This window comes from Streptomyces caeni (assembly GCF_042678285.1).
Lineage (GTDB): Bacteria > Actinomycetota > Actinomycetes > Streptomycetales > Streptomycetaceae > Streptomyces > Streptomyces caeni.
In genome coordinates this window covers 34668-53475 of record NZ_JBHUDX010000116.1, presented here as the reverse complement: position 1 = coordinate 53475, position 18808 = coordinate 34668, and the positions used below count along the sequence as shown (strand labels likewise).

Below are 18808 nucleotides of genomic sequence, written 5' to 3'. Positions count from 1 at the left end.
CGTCATATCGCCCGCCCGGACGAGGTCCGGCTCCTCGGCGGTGAAGTCCCGCCGCACGAAGTCCGGGGCCGCGAGCCTCTTGCCCGGCCTGGTCAGCGACCGGCGCCGACGGACCTTGCGCCCGGCCGGCCCGAGCTCGGCCATGACCTTGGCGACAGTGTTCACCGACACCCGCCAGTGCACATCCTCTTCACCTGGCAACAAACCACCAGCGCCGACACGACCGTGGCCGCTTACGAAGCCACCGAACTCGCCGGACCAGCCACGCAACCACCGGACACGGCCGACCTGCCCCCGCCCACAGGGCCGTAGATCCACACAAACACCCAAGACGCCGACACCACACCCCGAGAACACGCACGCCCGCCGACAGCCCCAGGCACCCCCACGCACCCGCACCACCCCGAAACGTCAGCCGACGACCACCAGGCAACCGCCCCCAGGGCCAACACCGTTCGGACACCACATCGAACAGCCCCCGGAAACGACGAAAATCCCGACCGATCACGAAGATCAGTCGGGATTCGTCAACCATTCCCGAGCGAACTCAAGAACAGTCGGTGCGTGGACCTGAGGGGATTTGAACCCCTGGCCCCCTCGATGCGAACGAGGTGCGCTACCGGACTGCGCCACAGGCCCTTGCAACGAGTGAAACTCTAGCATCCCCGTCCGGGTGCTTGGAAATCCGTTCCTGGCTGGTCAACCGAGCGCCGCCGGGCGGCGGAGTCACTCGTTGGCGGCCCGGGGCCGTTCCCCGTCCTCGTACTGGTCGAACAACGGCGTACGTCCACGCTCCCGGGCCCGCCGCGCGGAAGCCGAGCGCCGGGCGTCGCTCCGCCCGCTGCCCGCGGGCTCCGCAGGCCGCTCCTGCGGACCGGTCCCGGACTCTGCCCGGCCCGGCTCGGCGCCCGTCTCGGGGACCCCCGGCACGGGCGCCGCCTCCGCCGTGCTCGACCGGGCCGAGCTCCATGTGTCCGGCGCCCCGAGGTCCACGCTCGGTGTCGCCCGCGGAGCCACCGGCGCGGTCACATACGTCGGCAGTGGCACCGGTACCGGATCCCAGCTGTCGCCGTGCCCCGGCCTGCGCCGGCGCTCGCGCTGCTGGTCCACCCACTCCGCGTGGTCGGTCTGTTCGACCAGGGCACGGCGGTCGGCGGCGAGCGCGGACAGTCCGGGGTCGCTGTCGGCCTCAGGGCCGTCCTCCGGTTCCTCCGCGTCGGAGGGTGCCGGGGGCCGGCGTCGTGGCTGGCGCTCGCGCAGCCGCTGCGCCGCGGCCTCGGCCCGTCGCCGGTCCATCGTGTACGTGAACCGCTTGCGCTCCTGCGCCCGCAGATATGCGATGTACGCGCTCAGCAGCACGGCGGGCACCCCCGGCGCCCACAGGAAGGCGAGCCCTCCGACCGCGGCGACGATCGCGCCCAGGGTGAAGGCGAGGAAGAGCATCACGGTCGTGCGGCGCCGGCGCGCGAGCACCTTCGTGCGCCGGGCGCGCGCCATGGCCTCCGCCGAGGGCGCCCTCCGGGGCCCGGGCGACCTGTTCGCCTCGGGTGTGCGCGGGCCCGCGCCCTTGGCGGGGCGGGCCGCGGCCGCCCGGGACGGGGCGTGCGCCGCGGATCCGGACGGCCGCCGCACCGGCTCGCCCGACTCCCGCCGGGCCGGCCCTTGCGGCTGCACCCGGGCCTTGACCTGCTCCCGGGTCGGAGGCATGGCGAAGGCCCGGACGTCCACCGAGTCGGTGACGCCGTCCGGCTCGGCATCGGGCTCCCCCTCTTCGGCGGAGCGCGCGCGCAGGTCCTTGGCGTATCGGCGCTCCATCCCCGCCCGTCCGGACAGCAGCCGGATGGCGGTGCTGAAGCGTTCCGTGGGACGAGACTCGTTCAACTCGTCCTGCCTACGGAGCCACATCGGCACCAAGTAGGCGGCCCAGGCCCCGACGATGACTGCGTAGATGAGGCCGCTGCTGCTCACGCCTCACACGGTAGAGGGGTTCGCGTGAGGCCATCTGCCAATTGAGCCGGTGTGTCGCACGATCTGGCTGATATTTCGAGCTTTTTTTGGGACCGATGCGATCAGCAGGCCATCGGGGCCGCTAATTCATCGGCCTGAGGCGATCGGCAAGCGATCAATTTCGAACATATTTTTTATTTTCTGGGGCTGGCGGGCTTGCCCGGCTCCGCGCCAGCGCCCTGCGCGGGGGATGTCGGGTTCTGCGTGCCTGCCTGCTGGGAGCGGGCCCGGTGCCAGCGCGCGAGCAAACCCTCCGGCGCCTCTTCCGCGGTGAGCGCGAAGACGAGGTGGTCCCGCCAGGCCCCGTCGATGTGCAGATAACGCGGCCGGAGCCCCTCCTCACGGAATCCGAGTTTCTCCACGACCCGGCGGCTCGGCCCGTTCTCCGGGCGAATGCAGACCTCGATGCGGTGCAGCCCGACGGTCCGGAAGCAGTGGTCGACGGCGAGCGCCACGGCCGTCGGCATCACCCCACGGCCCGCGACCGCCTCGTCCACCCAGTAGCCCACGTGGCCCGAGCACATCGAGCCCCAGGTGATCCCGGCCACCGTCAACTGTCCGACGAGGCGCCCCTGGTACTCGATCACGAAGGGCAGCATCCGGCCCGCGCCGGCCTCGTTGCGCAGATGCCGGACCATCTGGCGGAAGGTCGGCCGGTGCGCGACCGGGCCGCTGGGCGTGGGCGGCGGGATGGTCGCCTCCCACGGCCGCAGCCAGTCCCGGTTGCGGCGGTTGACCTCGCGCCAGGCCCGCTGGTCGCGCAGCCTTATCGGCCGGAGGACGACATCGCCGTCCGCCAGTTCGACGGGCCAGAAAGGGCCGTTCAGCTCGCACCCCCACTCGGTCCTGGGCGGTCCTCGCCGGCCGGGGACCCGCCCGCGCCGGCCCTGGGGTGGTCACCGCCGCGGATCTGGTCGACGGCGTGCACCAACAAGGGTTCCAGGACGGCCAGCCCGTCCTTCACCCCACCGGTGGAACCCGGCAGATTGACGATCAGCGTCCCGCCGGCGACCCCGGCCAGTCCCCGGGACAGCGCCGCCGTGGGCACCTTCTCCCTTCCGAACGCCCTGACGGCCTCGGGAATGCCCGGCACCTCGTAGTCGATCAGCGCCCGGGTCGCCTCGGGCGTGCGGTCGGTGGGCGACAGGCCGGTGCCGCCGGTGGTCACGATCACGTCGTAGCCCGCGCGGACGCCGGTCCTGAGCGCGTCCTCGACCGGGTCCCCGTCCGGGACCACCCAGGGGCCGTCGACCGCGAAGCCGAACCGGATGAGGGCCTGAGCGATCAGGGGACCGCCCTTGTCCTCGTACACACCCGCCGCCGCCCGGTTCGACGCGGTCACCACGAGGGCCGAGTACGACGCTGTCAGGGCACCTCCGGTCGGCGGCCCGGCCGGTGCCGTCATGACCGGCTCCAGTCGCCCGACTTTCCGCCCGTCTTCTCCTGCACGCGCACGTCCGTGATCACCGCCCCCTTGTCCACCGCCTTGATCATGTCGATGACGGTCAGCGCCGCGACACTGACCGCGGTGAGCGCCTCCATCTCGACGCCCGTGCGGTCGGTGGTCTTCACGGTGGCCTCGATCTCGACGGCGTCGTCCGCGACCGACAGGTCCAGCGTCACACCGGACAGTGACAGCGGGTGGCACAGCGGGATCAGGTCCGGTGTGCGCTTGGCTCCCATGATGCCCGCGATCCGCGCGACGGCGAGTGCGTCGCCCTTGGGCACGCCCTCGCCGCGCAGCAGCTCGACCACGCGCTGCGAGACCAGGACGCGGCCGCTGGCGCGCGCGGTGCGCGCGGTCACGTCCTTGCCGGAGACGTCGACCATGCGGGCTGCCCCCGCCTCGTCGATGTGGGTCAGTCGATCCTGCGTACTCATCTGCTGTGGCGCTCCCGGTCCGGGTCCGTGCGGCGGGACGCACGGACCTGTTGTGCGCGACACGGTACCGCCAACCGAGGGCGGTCAGCCGAGCAGGACCACCTCGACCTCGGTGCCCGGCTCCAAGGACGTCTCCTCCTCGGGGACGACGATCAGCGCGTCGGCCTGCGCGAGGGCCGCGACCAGGTGGGATGCGGCGCCGCCGACGGGGGTCACCGTGCCGTCGCGGTACGTCCCGCGCAGGAACTGCCGACGGCCCGCGGGTGAGGGCAGCGCCTTGTCCGCCTCCAGGACGGCCCTGGCCCTGGGGCGGTGCACGTCCTTCAGGCCCATCAGGGTGCGGATCACGGGGCGCACGAACAGCTCGAAGGACACGTACGACGACACCGGGTTCCCCGGCAGCGCGAGCAGCGGCGTGTGGTCGGGGCCGATGGACCCGAAGCCCTGGGGCTTGCCGGGCTGCATGGCGAGCTTGCGGAACTCCACGCCGCCGCCCGCCCCGTCCTCGTCTCCGATGGAGGAGAGCGCCTCCTTGACGACGTCGTACGCCCCCACGCTCACCCCTCCGCTGGTGACCATGAGGTCGGCCCGCACCAGCTGGTCCTCGATGGTCGAGCGGAGCGTCTCGGCGTTGTCGGCGACCGCGCCGACCCGGTAGGCGATCGCCCCGGCGTCGCGGGCGGCGGCGGTGAGGGCGAAGCTGTTGGAGTCGTAGATCTGTCCGCCGCCCAGGTCCTCGTCGGGCTGGACGAGTTCGCTGCCGGTGGACACCACGACCACGCGCGGGCGCGGGCGCACCCGGACCGTGCCGCGGCCGATCGCGGCGAGCAGCCCGATCTGCGGGGGGCCGAGGACGGTGCCGGCCTCCAGGGCGCGGTCACCGGCCCGCACATCGCTGCCCTTCGCGCGCACATGCGCGCGCGCCTCGGCGGGACGGTGGACCCTGACCTCCCCGGAGGCGCCCTCCGGGGACAGGCTGCGGGCGCGCATCCCGGAGACGGGCCCGCCGCCAAGCCCGCCGTCGGTCCACTCGACGGGGACGACGGTCTCGGCGCCGGGCGGCAGCGGCGCGCCGGTCATGATGCGCGCGGCCTGGCCGGGCCCCACCCGCAGCAGATCGGCCGAGCCCGCCGCGACGTCCCCGATCACCGTGAGGACGGCGGGAAACTCCTCGCTCGCGCCCGCCACGTCCGCGACGCGCACCGCGTACCCGTCCATGGAGCTGTTGTCGAACGGCGGCAGGGACACCGGCACCATCACGTCGTCGACCAGGACGCAGCCCTGGGCGTCGAGCAGTTGGAGCTCGATGGGTTCCAGGGGGCGGACGGTGGCGAGAATGTCCTCCAGATGCTCGTCCACCGACCACAGGTGGTCCGGGCCGGTGGTGCGGTTCGCGGCGGCGCTCAAATCGCTACATCTCCTCGGCTACGTAACTGCGAAGCCAGACCCGGAAGTCCGGGCCCAGGTCTTCACGTTCGCACGCAAGTCTGACAATGGCACGCAGGTAGTCGCTACGGTCCCCGGTGTCATAGCGGCGGCCCTGGAAGACCACGCCGTGCACGGGGCCGCCGACCTTCTCGTCCTCGGTGAGCCGCTGGAGGGCGTCGGTGAGCTGGATCTCGCCGCCGCGACCCGGCTCCGTCGTACGCAGTATGTCGAAGATGTGCGGGTCGAGGACATAGCGGCCGATGATCGCGTAGTTCGACGGGGCGTCCGCCGCCTCCGGCTTCTCGACGAGGCCGGTCACCTTGACGACGTCGCCCTCCTGGGTGGGCTCGACGGCCGCGCAGCCGTAGAGGTGGACCTGCTCCGGCGCGACCTCCATGAGCGCGACGACGCTGCCGCCGCGCAGTTCCTGGACCTCGACCATGCGGGCCAGCAGGGGGTCGCGCGGGTCGATCAGGTCGTCGCCGAGGAGGACGGCGAAGGGTTCGCGGCCGACGTGCGGGGCGGCGCACAGCACGGCGTGGCCGAGCCCCCTGGGGTCGCCCTGGCGCACATAGTGCATGGTGGCGAGGTCGCTGGACTCCCGGACCTTCGCGAGCCGTTCGGCGTCGCCCTTCTTCTCGAGCGCCGACTCCAGTTCGTAGTTGCGGTCGAAGTGGTCCTCAAGGGGGCGCTTGTTGCGGCCGGTGACCATCAGGACATCGTCGAGCCCCGCGGACACGGCCTCTTCGACCACGTACTGGATCGCGGGCTTGTCAACGACCGGCAGCATCTCCTTGGGCGTCGCCTTGGTGGCCGGCAGGAACCGGGTGCCGAGGCCCGCTGCGGGAATGACAGCCTTGCTGATCCTGGGGTGCGACTCAGTCATGTCCGCAACCATATCCGGTGGCTATGTGCGGAATCTGTGCCCCCGGTTAATTCGCTCTCATATGAACGCTTTAGGAAGGACGGGGCAGCGACCTGTGGCTCCCATGGAACGCGAGACAGAGTCTGACAAGCGATTGTTGCGGCGAGGGTTCCTCGCGGTGAGAAGCAGGTTGACGCCGGATGACGTGCACCGGGCGGCGGGCGCGCTCGCCGCCCGGGCCCTGGAGCTGCCCGAACTGGCGCACGCGAGCACGGTGGCGGCTTACGTCTCCGTGGGGAGCGAACCCGGCACCCTGGCGCTCCTGGACGCGCTGCGCGCGCGGAACGTGCGCGTCCTGCTCCCGGCGCTGCTGCCGGACAGCGACCTCGACTGGGGCGTGTACGCCGGTCCGGACTCCCTCGTCCGCGTCCGGCACGGCGGGAAGATGGCCCTCCTGGAGCCCGCGGGCGAGCGCCTGGGCCCGGAGGCGGTCCGGCAGGCGGACGCCGTGCTGCTGCCGGGTCTCGCCGTCGATGCGCGCGGTATGCGCCTCGGGCGCGGCGGAGGCTCCTACGACCGTGCGCTGGCCCGTCTGGAAGGGGCCGGCGCCGAGCCCGCGCTGGTGGTGCTCCTGTACGACGCGGAGGTCGTGGCGCACGTCCCCGAGGAACCGCACGACCGTCCGGTCCACGCGGCGGTGACACCGTCGGGCGTGCACCGTTTCCGCGAGCCCTAGAGGCCGCTGCCGGCCCCGTGGAGGCCGCCACGGCCTCGTGAGACCGGCCCTCCACGCGTGCGTGGAGGGCCGGTCTCACGAGGCGGTCTCCGTCAGGGCTTGAGCACCAGCGTGTCGGCCGTGCTCTTGTCGACCGCGTTCTTCGAGAAGTGCCACGGCAGCAGTTCGCCCTCGGCCCACAGGTCGGTCTGGTCGGTGTAGTGGGCGCTGTAGGCGTGGCCCGAGGCACCGGAGAGGTTGATCCACTTGGACTTGTCGAGGTCGCCCAGGTTGACCACCATCCGCATCGACGGAACCCAGACGACACCGTAGCCGCCCGCCGCGTTCCAGCCCGTGGCGTTCACGGTCGCCTCGCCGCCGTCGAGCTTCCAGGGGCCCCGGTTGAGCATGTACTGGATTATCCGGGGACCGCCGGTGCCGAGGGTCTGGTTCTTCAGGAACAGGCGGTGCAGACGGCCCCAGCTCCAGGTGTCGATGTCCTTGCCGAGCTTGGCGGTCAGCTCCCACCGGGCGTCCTTCATGGCGCGCCCGAACAGTTCGTCCCGCGTAGTGGTCGCCTTGTCGGTGCGCGTCTTGGGCGTCCGCCACCAGTCGTTGTTCTCATCGTCGATGATGTTGCGCACCACCTCGAACCAGCGGTCGCCGCCGTCCGGCTGCGCCTGGTCCGCGTCGCGCTGACCGCACTCGCGCACCTTCCGGTTCTCGTCCGCGGGCCCGGTGTTGTCGGCCGGCTCGACCCACAGGCACTGGCCCTTGACCCGCAGTTCCTTGGGCAGCTTGTTGCCGAAGGCCAGCTTGAGGATGTTGCGCCAGACGGCGTTGAAGTACGCGGCCGCCGCCGAGTCGGCGTCCTGGGTGGAGTCCCAGCTCTCCAGCAGCTTCTGCGCCTCGCGGACGTGCTTGTCCGGGACGTCGATCTTGAGCAGCTTGGGCACAAGCAGCTTGGCGATCTCGCTGCTGCTGTCGAGCTGCATCTGCCGCATGTCGTCGGTCGAGATCTTGCCGCCGCCCTTGATCTTCGACTCGATCAGGTCGTTTATCCGCTGGCTGCGCGCGCCGTAGCCCCAGTCCGTGGTGAGCGTGTAGGGGTAGGTGTCCTTGCCGACCACGGCCTGGTTGGCGGTGACGATGTAGCCGCGCTCCGGGTTGTACTCGTGCGGCAGCTCGTCCTGCTTGATGTAGCCGGTCCACTTGTACGCGGAGTCCCAGCCGGGCGCCGGGATCGAGCCGTCGAGGCCCTGCGCGCGCGTGGGGATCTTCCCGGGCAGCTGGTAGCCGATGTTGCCCCGGGTGTCGGCGTAGATCAGGTTCTGCGAGGGCACCTCGAAGGACCGGGCCGCCGCGCGGAACTCTTTCCAGTCCGTCGCCTTGTCGATCTCGAACACGGCGTCCATGGAGGAGCCGGGATCCAGCGCGGTCCAGCGCAGCGCGATGCCGTAGCCGTCGCCGCGGTCGGGCGCCGCGGTGTCGACGGTGGCCTTCTTGCCGACCTTGACGAGTTCGTCGTCGCGGTCGGACAGGAGGGGGCCGCTCTTCGTCGCACGGACGACGATCTTCTTGGATCCGCCCCCGGCGATCTTGATCGTCTCGGTGCGGGTGGTGAAGGGCACCACCTTGCCGTCGTACACGTAGCCGTCGCCGGACAGCTTCTCCAGATAGAGGTCGGTGACGTCGACGCCGGAGTTGGTCATGCCCCAGGCGATGGACTGGTTGTGGCCGATGATCACGCCGGGCAGGCCCGCGAACGTGTACCCGGTGACGTCGTAGGGACACCGGGCCGAGACGGTCGTGCAGTGCAGGCCCATCTGGTACCAGACCGACGGCAGCGAGGCCGACAGGTGCGGGTCGTTGGCCAGCAGCGGCTTGCCGGTGATGGTGTGGCTACCGGCCACGACCCACGAGTTGGAGCCGATGCCGTTGCCGTTCACGCCGACGGCCGTGGGGACGTTGTCCAGGACGTTGTAGAGGCCGGCAAGCTGGCTGCGCAGGGCCGACGACCCCGAGATCCCGGTGGCCGACGTGGAGGCTCCGGTGGCCGACGTGGAGGCTCCGGTGGCCGACGTGGAGGCTCCGGTGGTTCCGGTGGTCGACCCGGTGCCCGTCGAGCCGCCCTGTTCGAACGTCTTCGTGGCGGCGTCGTACCGGCCCTCCCGGACGATCGGCTTGTGGCGCTGGTACGGGTACTCCGGGTACAGGTCCGCGATCTGCTTCGGGCCCAGACGGCTGGTCATCAAAGAGCGGTCGATCTCCTCCTGCATGTTGCCGCGCAGGTCCCAGGCCATCGCCTTCAGCCAGGAGACCGAGTCGACCGGGGTCCACGCCTCGGGCCGGTAGTCGCCGGTGAGGTTCAGGGCCGCGTACTCCAGGGAGATGTCCTTGCCGTCCTTGCCCTGCAGGTAGGCGTTGACTCCCTTGGCGTACGCCCGGAGGTACTTCTTCGTGGAGGCCGACAGCGTGGTGTCGTACTCCTTCTGTGCCACCCGGTCCCAGCCCAGGGTGCGCAGGAACGCGTCGTTCTTGATCTGGCTCTTGCCGAACATCTCGGACAGGCGCCCGGACGTCATGTGGCGACGCACGTCCATCTCGTAGAACCGGTCCTGCGCCTGGACGTAGCCCTGCGCCATGAACAGGTCCTCGTCGGAGGAGGCGTAGATCTGCGGGATTCCGTTGCCGTCGCGCTTGACGTCGACGGGGCCCGACAGGCCGGCGAGGGTGATCGAGCCCTTGGTCTGCGGGAAGGAGGCGCGCACCGTACTGACGGACCAGTACCCGCCGTACCCGAAACCCGTCACAAGGGCCAGTACCAGGACGATCACGACCAGACGGGCTCTGCGCCCCTTCTTCCTGCCGGGCTTGCCGGGCTTCTGGCCGGAAGGGGCGGTGGTGTTGGGGGGCATCGCTGTCCTTGCTGTCCTAACACGAGCGGCAGGGCGGGCTGTGCTTTCTACTGAGCGCTGGAGCAACCATAGGCGCAGGGGCCCCTCCGCCTGGACGCGGTCCGGGGAACCCGGCCGGACTGGAGTTCGATCACGCACCCCGAAGCGTCAAGAAAGCGTCAAGAATTAGGTAAGGTAACGAAGTACTTGCCGTGAAGTCCCAGGTCGCCCGGGCTTCACCGGCTCTGGTCGAGGCGTCCGCACCGCGGCGCCCGGATCGGCGAGAAGGGAACGGCCGCTGACTGTCCACCACCTCAACCAGCTCCTGCTCCTGTGCTCGCTCGTTCTGCTCGTCGCGGTGGCAGCGGTTCGTGTCTCGTCGCGCAGCGGGCTCCCCAGCCTGCTCGTCTACCTGGGCATCGGCATCGCCATGGGCCGGGACGGGGTGGGCGCCATCCCCTTCACCAACGCGGAACTGACCCAGGTCATGGGGTACGCGGCCCTGGTCGTGATCCTCGCGGAGGGCGGTCTCGGCACGAAGTGGAAGGAGATCAGTCCGGCCCTCCCGGCGGCCTCCTCCCTGGCACTCGTCGGCGTCGCGGTGAGCGTCGGCGTCACGGCCGCCGGCGCGCACTACCTCTGCGGGCTGGAATGGCGGCAGGCGCTCATCATCGGAGCAGTGGTGTCGTCCACCGACGCGGCGGCCGTCTTCTCCGTGCTGCGGAAAGTGCCCCTGCCCGCGCGCCTGAAGGGTGTGCTGGAGGCCGAGTCCGGCTTCAACGACGCCCCGGTGGTCATCCTCGTCGTCGCCCTCTCCACGGCCGGCCCGGTGGAGCGCTGGTACACGCTGCCCGGCGTGATCCTCCTGGAGCTGGCCGTGGGTGCCGCCATCGGCCTCGCGGTGGGCTGGCTCGGCTCCTGGGGCCTGCGGCACGTGGCGCTGCCCGCCTCCGGTCTCTACCCGATCGCCGTCATGGCCATCGCGGTCACCGCGTACGCGGCCGGCGCGCTGGCCCACGGCAGCGGCTTCCTCGCCGTGTACCTCGCGGCGATGACGCTCGGCAACGCGAAGCTGCCGCACTGGCCCGCCACACGCGGTTTCGCCGAGGGGATCGGCTGGATCGCCCAGATCGGCATGTTCGTCCTGCTCGGTCTGCTGGTCACCCCGCACGAACTGGGCGACGACGTGCTGCCCGCCCTCGTCATCGGCCTGGTGCTGACCATGGTGGCGCGGCCGCTGAGCGTGGTGGTGAGCCTCGCGCCGTTCCGGATGCCGTGGCAGGAGCAGACGCTGCTGTCGTGGGCCGGGCTGCGCGGAGCGGTGCCCATCATCCTGGCGACCATCCCCATGGTGAACGGCGTCGACGCCAGCCACCGCATCTTCAACATCGTCTTCATCCTCGTCGCCGTCTACACCCTGGTCCAGGGGCCGACGCTGCCGTGGCTGGCCCGCGTGCTGCGGCTGGGCGAGGGCCCCGAGGCCGCCGACCTCGGCATCGAGTCGGCACCCCTGGAGCGGCTGCGCGGTCATCTGCTGTCCGTCGTCATCCCCGGGGGATCGCGGATGCACGGCGTCGAGATCAACGAACTGCGGCTGCCGGCCGGCGCCGCGGTCACGCTCGTCGTCCGGGAGGGCAAGTCGTTCGTGCCGCTGCCGACGACGGTGCTGCGGCGCGGGGACGAACTCCTCGTGGTCGCCACGGACCAGGTGCGCGACGCGGCGGAGAAGCGCCTGAGGGCCGTCGGTCAGGGTGGCAAGCTGGCCGGATGGCTGGGCTTGGGCGACGGGGCGGGGGACGGCGGCGGAGCCCACGGCACTCGTTGAGGGCACGGCTACAATCAAGGCGCACTTGATCGAACCAACTCTGCCTGACGCAGAGCTGGCGCGACCGTATGGCGGCCGCGACGCCCTCCTCGACGGGCGCCGGTATCTACCGCAGTCCGCGCAAGAGGACAGCTCTCGGCGCCCCCCGCACGGGCGCGCTACCAGGCGGCGAAAGGCGCGGGCCGTGGCGTCCACGGTCACCTCGAAGTCGTCCCGTCCGGGCTACGGGCAGCTGCTGCGCACCCGCGGCGCCTGGACGTTCCTGCTCCCGGGCTTCGCGGCGCGTCAGCCGTTCGCGATGCTCACCCTCTCCATCGTGCTGCTCGTACGGCACACCACCGGCTCGTACGGGGCGGCGGGCGCCGTCGCCGCGGTCACCGGCGTCTCCATGGCGCTGTTCGCGCCCTCCGGCGGCCGTCTCGCCGACCGCCGCGGACAGCGGGCGGTGCTGGTCCCCGGCGTCCTGGTGCACGCCCTGTCGGGCGGCGCCCTGACGGCGCTCGCGCTGGCCCACGCCCCCTTGTGGGCGCTGTTCGCCGCGGCCGTCCCGACGGGCGCCTCCGTGCCGCAGATCGGCCCCATGGTGCGCGCCCGCTGGGGCGCGAGGCTGCACGGCTCACCCCTGCTGACGACCGCGGCCGCCTTCGAATCCGTCACCGACGAGCTGACCTTCGTGCTCGGCCCGCTGCTGGCGACGGCTCTGTGCACCACCGTGGCCCCGGCCGCGGGCCTGCTGGCGGAGGCAGCGCTGACGCTGGCCGGCGGCCTGCTGTTCGCGGCGCAGAAGGGCACGCAGCCGCCCGTCGCCGCCGTGCCGCACGCACGCGTGCGGCACGCCTCCGCACTGCGCGTCCCCGGGGTGCGGGTCCTGGCCGTGGCCTTCCTGGGCATCGGTTCCGTCTTCGGCGGTCTGCAGGTCGCGCTCACCGCGTTCAGCGAGTCGATCGGCGAACCCGGCCTGAACGGCGTCCTGTACGGCGTCTTCGCCGCAGGCAACATGCTCTCCGGCGTCGTGTACGGCGCCGTGGCCTGGAAGGCCGCCCCGCAGCGGCGGCTCGTCCTCGGTCATGCCGCCCTGGCTGCGGCCGCCTCGGCCCTGTGGACCGCGCACTCCGTGATCGTCCTGGCCGGTCTCGGCCTGCTGGTGGGCGTGTGCATCGCGCCCGCTCTGATCACCGGCTACACGCTGGTCGAGCGCCTGGTCCCGGCCGGCGCCCGCACCGAGGCGTTCACCTGGCTGACCGGCGCGGTCGCGCTCGGCCAGGCGGCCGCGGTCACGGTCGCGGGGCAATTCGAGGACCGCCTGTGGGACGGCGCCGGCTTCCTGGTCCCGATGGGCGGCACGGTGCTGGCGCTGGTGACCCTGGTGGCCCTGCAGTCACGGCTGGCGACACGGGCCGACGGCCGCACCGTCGCACGTGGCGTGGATCACCGCGTGCCGATGACGGTGGACTGATCCCGAGGAATACGTCACTATGGATCGTCGTTAGCACTCATCGAGTGAGAGTGCCAGGAGGAAGACAAGTGCCGACCTACCAGTACCAGTGCACCGAGTGCGGCGAGGGCCTCGAGGCGGTGCAGAAGTTCAGCGACGACGCTCTGACCGAGTGCCCCAGCTGCGGTGGCCGCCTGAAGAAGGTGTTCTCCGCCGTCGGCATCGTCTTCAAGGGCTCCGGCTTCTACCGCAACGACAGCCGCGGCTCGTCCTCGAGCAGCAGCCCGGCGGCGTCGAAGTCGTCGAGCCCCTCCTCGTCGTCGTCTGCCTCGTCGTCCTCGTCGTCCTCGTCGTCCTCGTCCGACTCCGGGTCGTCGTCGACGGGCACCTCCACCGCCGCGTAAGCACCCGGCCGTGCGAACCCGCCGTCGGACGACGGCGGGGCCTTCGCCTCCCCGAAGCCAGCTACTGTGCTCGCCATGCAGAACGCAGACATCGGTGTCATAGGCGGCTCGGGCTTCTACTCCTTCCTCGACGACGTGACCGAGCTCCGCGTCGACACCCCGTACGGACCACCCAGCGACTCCCTCTTCCTCGGCGAGGTCGCCGGCCGGCGGGTGGCCTTCCTCCCCCGCCACGGCCGCGGCCATCATCTGCCGCCGCACCGCATCAACTACCGCGCCAATCTGTGGGCACTGCGCTCCGTCGGCGTGCGCCAGGTGCTCGGGCCGTGTGCCGTCGGCGGCCTGCGCCCCGAGTACGGCCCCGGGACGCTGCTCGTCCCCGATCAGCTGGTGGACCGCACGAAGGCCCGGACGCAGACGTACTTCGACGGGCTGCCGCTGCCCGACGGCACCGTGCCGAACGTGGTGCACGTCTCACTCGCCGACCCTTACTGCCCCGTCGGCCGCAAGGCCGCGCTGGAGGCGGCGCGTGGGCGGGACTGGGAACCGGTGGACGGCGGCACACTGGTCGTCGTCGAGGGGCCGCGGTTCTCCACCCGTGCCGAGTCGCTGTGGCACCGGGCGCAGGGCTGGTCGGTGGTGGGCATGACCGGCCACCCCGAGGCCGCACTCGCCCGCGAGCTGGAGCTGTGCTACACCTCCCTGACCCTGGTCACCGACCTCGACGCCGGGGCGGAGACCGGCGAGGGCGTCTCGCACGACGAGGTGCTGAAGGTGTTCGCGGCGAACGTGGACCGGCTGCGGGGCGTGCTGTTCGACGCGGTGGCGGCGCTGCCGGCGAACGAGACGCGGGACTGCCTGTGCACGACCGCGCTGGGCGGAATGGAGCCGGGGTTCGAGCTGCCCTGACCGGACACGACCGTACGGAACCCGCCGTGTCCGGGCACGCGCGCACGGAACCCGCCCTGACAGGACACGGGCCTGGCCTACGGAACGCCCCGTACGGGTGAGGGAGTTATCCACAACCGGCCGGTAGTCCACGGTCTCCGGCAGACCCGGCCGCGAACCTTCATCGTGGATCGCACCTCGATCTCGCGATGCAGGTGGTGATCAGCATGACCCGGTCCTCCTCCCTTCCCCTACGCGCACCTAGCCCGGACGTCCCCCAGCCCCCGCCGCACACGGACGCCGTCGCGGGCACCCCCGGCCCGGACGCCGCGGCCGGTGCGGGCACGCCCGCGACGTGCGCGGTGCCGCACTTCGCTCCCGTGCGCGTACGCGGCGGCGGACAGCGGCTGCGGCGACTCGTCCGGCACCGGAGGAGGGCCGTGGCCGCCGGCCTCGCGGTCACCGCCGCCGCGCTCGTGGCGGCGGGACCGCGCACGGCCGAGGGGGCGCGGGGACATCCGGGCGCCGACACGCGCCCGACGGCTGCCGCCGGGCCCGTGCGGGAGCGGCGCGGCGTCGAGATGGTGACGGCGCCGGTGCGGATCGCCGACGGGGCCACGGTGGGGCTGTTGCGGCCGGGCGACCGGGTCGACGTGATCGCGTCCGACGGGGGCGGAGGCGCGTCGGTGGTCGCGGCCGGGGCCCGTGTGACGCGGGTGCCGGACGTGGCACCCACGGAGAGCGGAGCGCTGGTCGTGCTGTCCGTACCGCGCGGCACGGCCGCCCGCCTGGCCGGTGCGGGCGCGACCTCACGGCTGGCGGTGACGCTGTGCTGAGCGCACCCAGCCGCCTTCCCCGCACCCCGGATTGGACAGGTGTGCCAGTCCCTGCCGTAGGTTGCGGAACGGTTTTTTCCACAGTCGGCGCGGTCGAGGAGGGGTTCACTGGTGAGCGAGAAGAGACGGCCGGGAGTCTTGCACGGTTTCAAGGCGTTCCTGATGCGGGGGAACGTCGTCGACCTGGCGGTCGCGGTGGTCATCGGCGCCGCCTTCACCAACATCGTGAATTCCGTGGTGAAGGGGATCATCAACCCGGTGGTGGGTGCCCTCGGCACCAAGAGCCTCGACAGTTACAGCTCCTGTCTCAAGGCACCGTGCACGGGCACCGGCGACAGTGCGACAGGGGTCCGGATCCTGTGGGGCTCGGTCCTCGGCGCCACGCTCAACTTCCTGATCACCGCGGCCGTCGTCTACTTCCTCATGGTGCTGCCCATGTCCAGGTTCCTGGCCAGGCAGGAGGCCCGCCGCAAGGCGAAGGAGGGCGCGCACGAGGTGATCGAGGTGACCGAGCTGCAGGTGCTCAAGGAGATCCGCGACGCCCTCGTGGCGCAGCGCGGGCCGGGTCACAGCAGGCCGTAGCCCATGGGCCGCCCGGCCCCGGGCGGCGCTCAGAGATGGTGGGGCGGCTTCTCGTCGAGGAAGCGCGCCAGGTCGGCGGCGCTGCCGGCACTCGGCTCCGGCCGTTCGCCCCACCCCTGGTCCGTGTCGTCCGAGGACGGCCGGCTCAGCGGGTCGTCGAAGACGAGGGCGTCCTTGGGCTCGGGCTTCGGATCGCGTGACTCGCGGGCGGGGGCGGCGCTCATGCCACCAGCGTACGTCCGCGCCGGTACCGGCCTCCGCGCCGTACCGGGCGGACGGCGTCGGCCGCCCCCTCCCATGGCCGACGCGGACGTGCGGATCACCGCGGCCCGGGGTCGTGCCGACGGATGCGGGCGGATCATGAGTCCATGACGGTTGACGCTCTGACAGATGTCGTGGGACTGCGCGTGGGGCACGCCACACGGACCGGGAAAGGCTGGCTCACCGGCACCACGGTCGTCCTCGCGCCCGAGGGCGGCGCGGTCGCGGCCGTGGACGTGCGCGGCGGCGGGCCCGGCACCAAGGAGACCGACGCGCTGGATCCGCGCAACCTGGTGCAGAAGGTCGACGCGGTCGTCCTGACGGGTGGCAGCGCGTACGGGCTCGACTCGGCGTCGGGTGTGATGGCTTGGCTGGAGGAGCACGGGCGCGGGGTGCGGGTGGGCGCGGAGCCGACGCACGTGGTGCCGGTCGTGCCTGCCGCGTGCATCTTCGATCTGGGACGCGGTGGGGACTTCAGGGCCCGGCCGGACGCGGCCGTGGGCCGGGCCGCGGTCGAGGCGGCCGCCGCGAGCGCACCGGGCGCCCCTGTGGCGGAGGGCTGTGTCGGCGCGGGCACGGGAGCGACGGTGGGGCAGGTCAAGGGCGGCGTCGGCACCGCGAGCACCGTGCTCGACTCGGGGATCACGGTGGCCGCGCTGGTCGTGTGCAACGCGGTCGGCTCGGCGGTGGAGCCGGTGACGGGCGCTCTGTACGGGGAGTTGCTCCAGGGCCGGATCGGCCACCCGGCGCCCGGGGTGCACGAGGCCGCGCGGCGGCGGCTCGCCGAGGTCACCGCGGAGAACGGGCATCCGCCGCTGAACACGACCCTCGCCGTGGTGGCGACCGACGCCGATCTCACCAAGGCGCAGGCGCAGAAGCTCGCGGGCACGGCGCACGACGGCATCGCGCGCGCCGTGCGGCCGGTGCATCTGCTCCACGACGGGGACACGGTGTTCGCGCTGGCGACCGGCGCCCGTGCGCTCGCCGCCGGAAGTCCCCTCGCGCTCAACGATGTCCTCGCGGCGGGCGCGGACCTGGTGACGCGGGCGATCGTACGGGCGGTGCGCGCGGCCGAGCCTGTGGACGGGCCGGGCGGGACGTGGCCGTCCTACGGGGAGCTGTACGGGGCCGGTTGACTCGTTCCTCGGGCTGAAGCCCGAGGATGCCGGCCTTCTGTCTTGTCGCTGTGCCGCTACGCGGCACGGGCCCCGGGAGGGAAGCCTTGGCTTCCTGCTTCGTTGCGCTGCGCCGCGCCAGAACGGATTCTGGTCCTGTCGGCGCTCCACAAGCGGTTCTACGACAACTCGCTCACCGGTGACGTGGTGATCGTCAAGAACTCCCCCGGCAAGACGGTCGCACCGGACGACGGGCTCAACGGCTGGAACCTGCCGTGGAGCGCATGGACCGCGGGAAGTGCCGCCTGAGCAGGCGAAGCTGACGAGCGATCGGGCCGCGCGGGAACCCACCGCGCGGTCCGTCCGTTTTTCCCCCGTACGTTTTCTCGGTTCCCGGACATGATGTCCGACCGAGAGGCTACGGTATGCACCCACAAGGTGACATGCAGCAACGCCGGGAGAAGCCTTGAGCGTTCCGTACGAGACGGCACCGTACGAGCCACCCGAGTCGCCCGAGTCTCCAAACGAGCACCTCGCGCGGCTCCTCGGTCGCGCCCTGAACTCCTTCGAGCTGCCCGACGAGACGGTCGGGCGGCTCGACTGCACGCTGGTGTGCGACAGTTCGCTGCACTCCGCGCACCACAGCGCCGGGCTGTACCGGGAGACGTACCGGCACACCTGGCTGCTCGCGGACGGCTCGGCGATCACCCTGTGGGAGCTGGTCCACAACACGGCGCCCGGCGGCCGGCTTGAGCACGAGGTGTACGTGGACGAGGAGGAGCTGCGGACCGCCACCGCCCGGCTCCCGCTTCCGCCGGACGCCCCCGACTTCGAACTGCTCGTACCGGTGGAGCCGTCACGGATCTCCGAGCCCGGCCACGCCTACGTGCCCGACGACTCGGCGGACCACTCGCGCCGGCTCCTGCGCCGTGCGGAGAACGCGGACCGGCCGGGATCGGACCTGGCGGCGTTACTTCTGCGCTCGGCGTTCGCCCACCAGATCACACAGGTCTTCGGGCGTCCGTGCCGGGCCGCTCGGGCAGGGCTGCGCTTCTCGCTCTACGAGCACGCGTTCCTGCTGCGCGACGGCCGAGAGCTGTCCTTGTGGGAGGTCGAGCACACGGCGACCCCGAGCGGACGGCACATGTGCGAGGTGTACGCGACCGAGGAGGCCGCGCGGGAGGCGATGGAACGCCGGGCGGCGAAGCTCGGCTGACGCCGCGGGGACCGGGGCGCTAGGACGTTTCGCCGAAGCGCCGCACAAGGCCTGCGAAGGCGTCCCGTTCGGCCGGGGTGAGCTCGACGGACTCCCACGGGGGTGCTCCCCGCCGCTGGGCGGGCAGGGACCCCGGCGTGCCGGCGTTGCCGCCGTCGCGCCGGGCCGCGTTCTCGAAGCGGTGATGCCGGACGCGGATCAGGCCGAGCATCCACACGGCGCTCGCCAGAGCGAAGACGACCGCGGTGACCAGCTGGAGGATCGACACGTGCGCGGGCATGTGCCCAGTACACACCACACTCAAGGACTTTGAGCCCGGATCGTGACGCATCTCGCAGGTGCCGTGAGTGAGACGAACGGGGCACAGGGGACCGTAATGGGGCGGCCGTGGGCCCGGGTGCACGACCGTGGGCGCCGGACGCCGCGTCGGCCGCGGCCCCGCCACCGGGTCCG

19 protein-coding genes and 1 tRNA gene are annotated in these 18808 nt (G+C 71.8%); 10 read left to right on the top strand and 10 right to left on the bottom strand.

The window, feature by feature from the left end; translation table 11 throughout:
• Positions 1-565 precede the first annotated feature (565 nt).
• The 7 genes from ACFSL4_RS34565 to galU form a co-directional block, all read right to left on the bottom strand.
• A tRNA-Ala gene (locus tag ACFSL4_RS34565) sits at positions 566-639 on the bottom strand.
• Positions 640-726: 87 nt separating this feature from the next.
• Positions 727-1968: a divisome protein SepX/GlpR gene (gene sepX, locus ACFSL4_RS34560; protein ID WP_381091708.1), complete on the bottom strand. Its 1242-nt coding sequence runs from the start codon at positions 1966-1968 to the stop codon at positions 727-729.
• 173 nt (positions 1969-2141) lie between these two features.
• The gene (locus tag ACFSL4_RS34555) at positions 2142-2834 is read right to left on the bottom strand and encodes a GNAT family N-acetyltransferase (RefSeq protein ID WP_381091719.1); all 693 of its coding nucleotides are present in this window, start codon (positions 2832-2834) and stop codon (positions 2142-2144) included.
• The gene (locus ACFSL4_RS34550; RefSeq protein ID WP_381091706.1) at positions 2831-3412 is read right to left on the bottom strand and encodes a MogA/MoaB family molybdenum cofactor biosynthesis protein; all 582 of its coding nucleotides are present in this window, start codon (positions 3410-3412) and stop codon (positions 2831-2833) included. The genes ACFSL4_RS34555 and ACFSL4_RS34550 overlap by 4 nt, the downstream gene beginning before the upstream one ends.
• Positions 3409-3888, bottom strand: coding sequence for a cyclic pyranopterin monophosphate synthase MoaC (gene moaC, locus ACFSL4_RS34545; protein ID WP_381091705.1), 480 nt, complete (start codon positions 3886-3888; stop codon positions 3409-3411). The genes ACFSL4_RS34550 and moaC overlap by 4 nt, the downstream gene beginning before the upstream one ends.
• An 84-nt stretch (positions 3889-3972) precedes the next feature.
• Positions 3973-5295, bottom strand: a complete 1323-nt coding sequence (glp, locus tag ACFSL4_RS34540) for a molybdotransferase-like divisome protein Glp (protein WP_381091703.1) — start codon at positions 5293-5295, stop codon at positions 3973-3975.
• A 4-nt stretch (positions 5296-5299) separates the two neighbouring features.
• Positions 5300-6202, bottom strand: a complete 903-nt coding sequence (galU, locus tag ACFSL4_RS34535; RefSeq protein WP_381091701.1) for a UTP--glucose-1-phosphate uridylyltransferase GalU — start codon at positions 6200-6202, stop codon at positions 5300-5302.
• 103 nt (positions 6203-6305) lie between these two features.
• Between galU and ACFSL4_RS34530 the strand changes: the two genes are divergently transcribed.
• A complete protein-coding gene (locus ACFSL4_RS34530; protein ID WP_381091699.1) occupies positions 6306-6917 on the top strand; it encodes a 5-formyltetrahydrofolate cyclo-ligase in 612 nt (203 codons plus the stop codon).
• 92 nt (positions 6918-7009) lie between these two features.
• Here ACFSL4_RS34530 and ACFSL4_RS34525 read toward each other — a convergent pair whose 3' ends face one another.
• Entirely contained in the window at positions 7010-9814 is a 2805-nt protein-coding gene (locus ACFSL4_RS34525; protein ID WP_381091697.1) for a penicillin acylase family protein, read from the bottom strand.
• Positions 9815-10091: 277 nt separating this feature from the next.
• On the opposite strand from ACFSL4_RS34525, the gene ACFSL4_RS34520 reads away from it, so the two are divergent.
• The 6 genes from ACFSL4_RS34520 to mscL all read left to right on the top strand — a co-directional run bounded on the left by ACFSL4_RS34520 (position 10092) and on the right by mscL (position 15763).
• Positions 10092-11618 (top strand): potassium/proton antiporter, encoded by a 1527-nt coding sequence (locus ACFSL4_RS34520; RefSeq protein ID WP_381091717.1) that lies wholly within the window; start codon positions 10092-10094, stop codon positions 11616-11618.
• 184 nt (positions 11619-11802) lie between these two features.
• The gene (locus ACFSL4_RS34515) at positions 11803-13074 is read left to right on the top strand and encodes an MFS transporter (RefSeq protein WP_381091695.1); all 1272 of its coding nucleotides are present in this window, start codon (positions 11803-11805) and stop codon (positions 13072-13074) included.
• 68 nt (positions 13075-13142) lie between these two features.
• The gene (locus ACFSL4_RS34510) at positions 13143-13457 is read left to right on the top strand and encodes an FmdB family zinc ribbon protein (protein ID WP_381091693.1); all 315 of its coding nucleotides are present in this window, start codon (positions 13143-13145) and stop codon (positions 13455-13457) included.
• Between the two features lie 75 nt (positions 13458-13532).
• Complete coding sequence (locus ACFSL4_RS34505) at positions 13533-14366, top strand: S-methyl-5'-thioadenosine phosphorylase (RefSeq protein WP_381091692.1); 834 nt, start codon at positions 13533-13535, stop codon at positions 14364-14366.
• Between the two features lie 206 nt (positions 14367-14572).
• Positions 14573-15181 (top strand): hypothetical protein, encoded by a 609-nt coding sequence (locus tag ACFSL4_RS34500; RefSeq protein WP_381091715.1) that lies wholly within the window; start codon positions 14573-14575, stop codon positions 15179-15181.
• Between the two features lie 111 nt (positions 15182-15292).
• The gene (gene mscL, locus ACFSL4_RS34495; protein ID WP_381091690.1) at positions 15293-15763 is read left to right on the top strand and encodes a large conductance mechanosensitive channel protein MscL; all 471 of its coding nucleotides are present in this window, start codon (positions 15293-15295) and stop codon (positions 15761-15763) included.
• Positions 15764-15792: 29 nt separating this feature from the next.
• Here mscL and ACFSL4_RS34490 read toward each other — a convergent pair whose 3' ends face one another.
• The gene (locus tag ACFSL4_RS34490) at positions 15793-15987 is read right to left on the bottom strand and encodes a hypothetical protein (RefSeq protein WP_381091688.1); all 195 of its coding nucleotides are present in this window, start codon (positions 15985-15987) and stop codon (positions 15793-15795) included.
• Between the two features lie 144 nt (positions 15988-16131).
• Between ACFSL4_RS34490 and ACFSL4_RS34485 the strand changes: the two genes are divergently transcribed.
• From ACFSL4_RS34485 to ACFSL4_RS34475, 3 genes are all read left to right on the top strand, one after another.
• A complete protein-coding gene (locus ACFSL4_RS34485) occupies positions 16132-17160 on the top strand; it encodes a P1 family peptidase (RefSeq protein WP_381091685.1) in 1029 nt (342 codons plus the stop codon).
• A 102-nt stretch (positions 17161-17262) separates the two neighbouring features.
• On the top strand, positions 17263-17448 hold the full coding sequence (locus tag ACFSL4_RS34480) for a hypothetical protein (protein WP_381091721.1): 186 nt from the start codon (positions 17263-17265) through the stop codon (positions 17446-17448).
• A gap of 157 nt (positions 17449-17605) precedes the next feature.
• A complete protein-coding gene (locus ACFSL4_RS34475) occupies positions 17606-18355 on the top strand; it encodes a DUF6227 family protein (protein WP_381091683.1) in 750 nt (249 codons plus the stop codon).
• Positions 18356-18374: 19 nt separating this feature from the next.
• Here the strand turns inward: ACFSL4_RS34475 and ACFSL4_RS34470 are convergent, their stop codons facing one another.
• Complete coding sequence (locus ACFSL4_RS34470) at positions 18375-18635, bottom strand: hypothetical protein (protein ID WP_381091681.1); 261 nt, start codon at positions 18633-18635, stop codon at positions 18375-18377.
• Between the last annotated feature and the right edge of the window lie 173 nt (positions 18636-18808).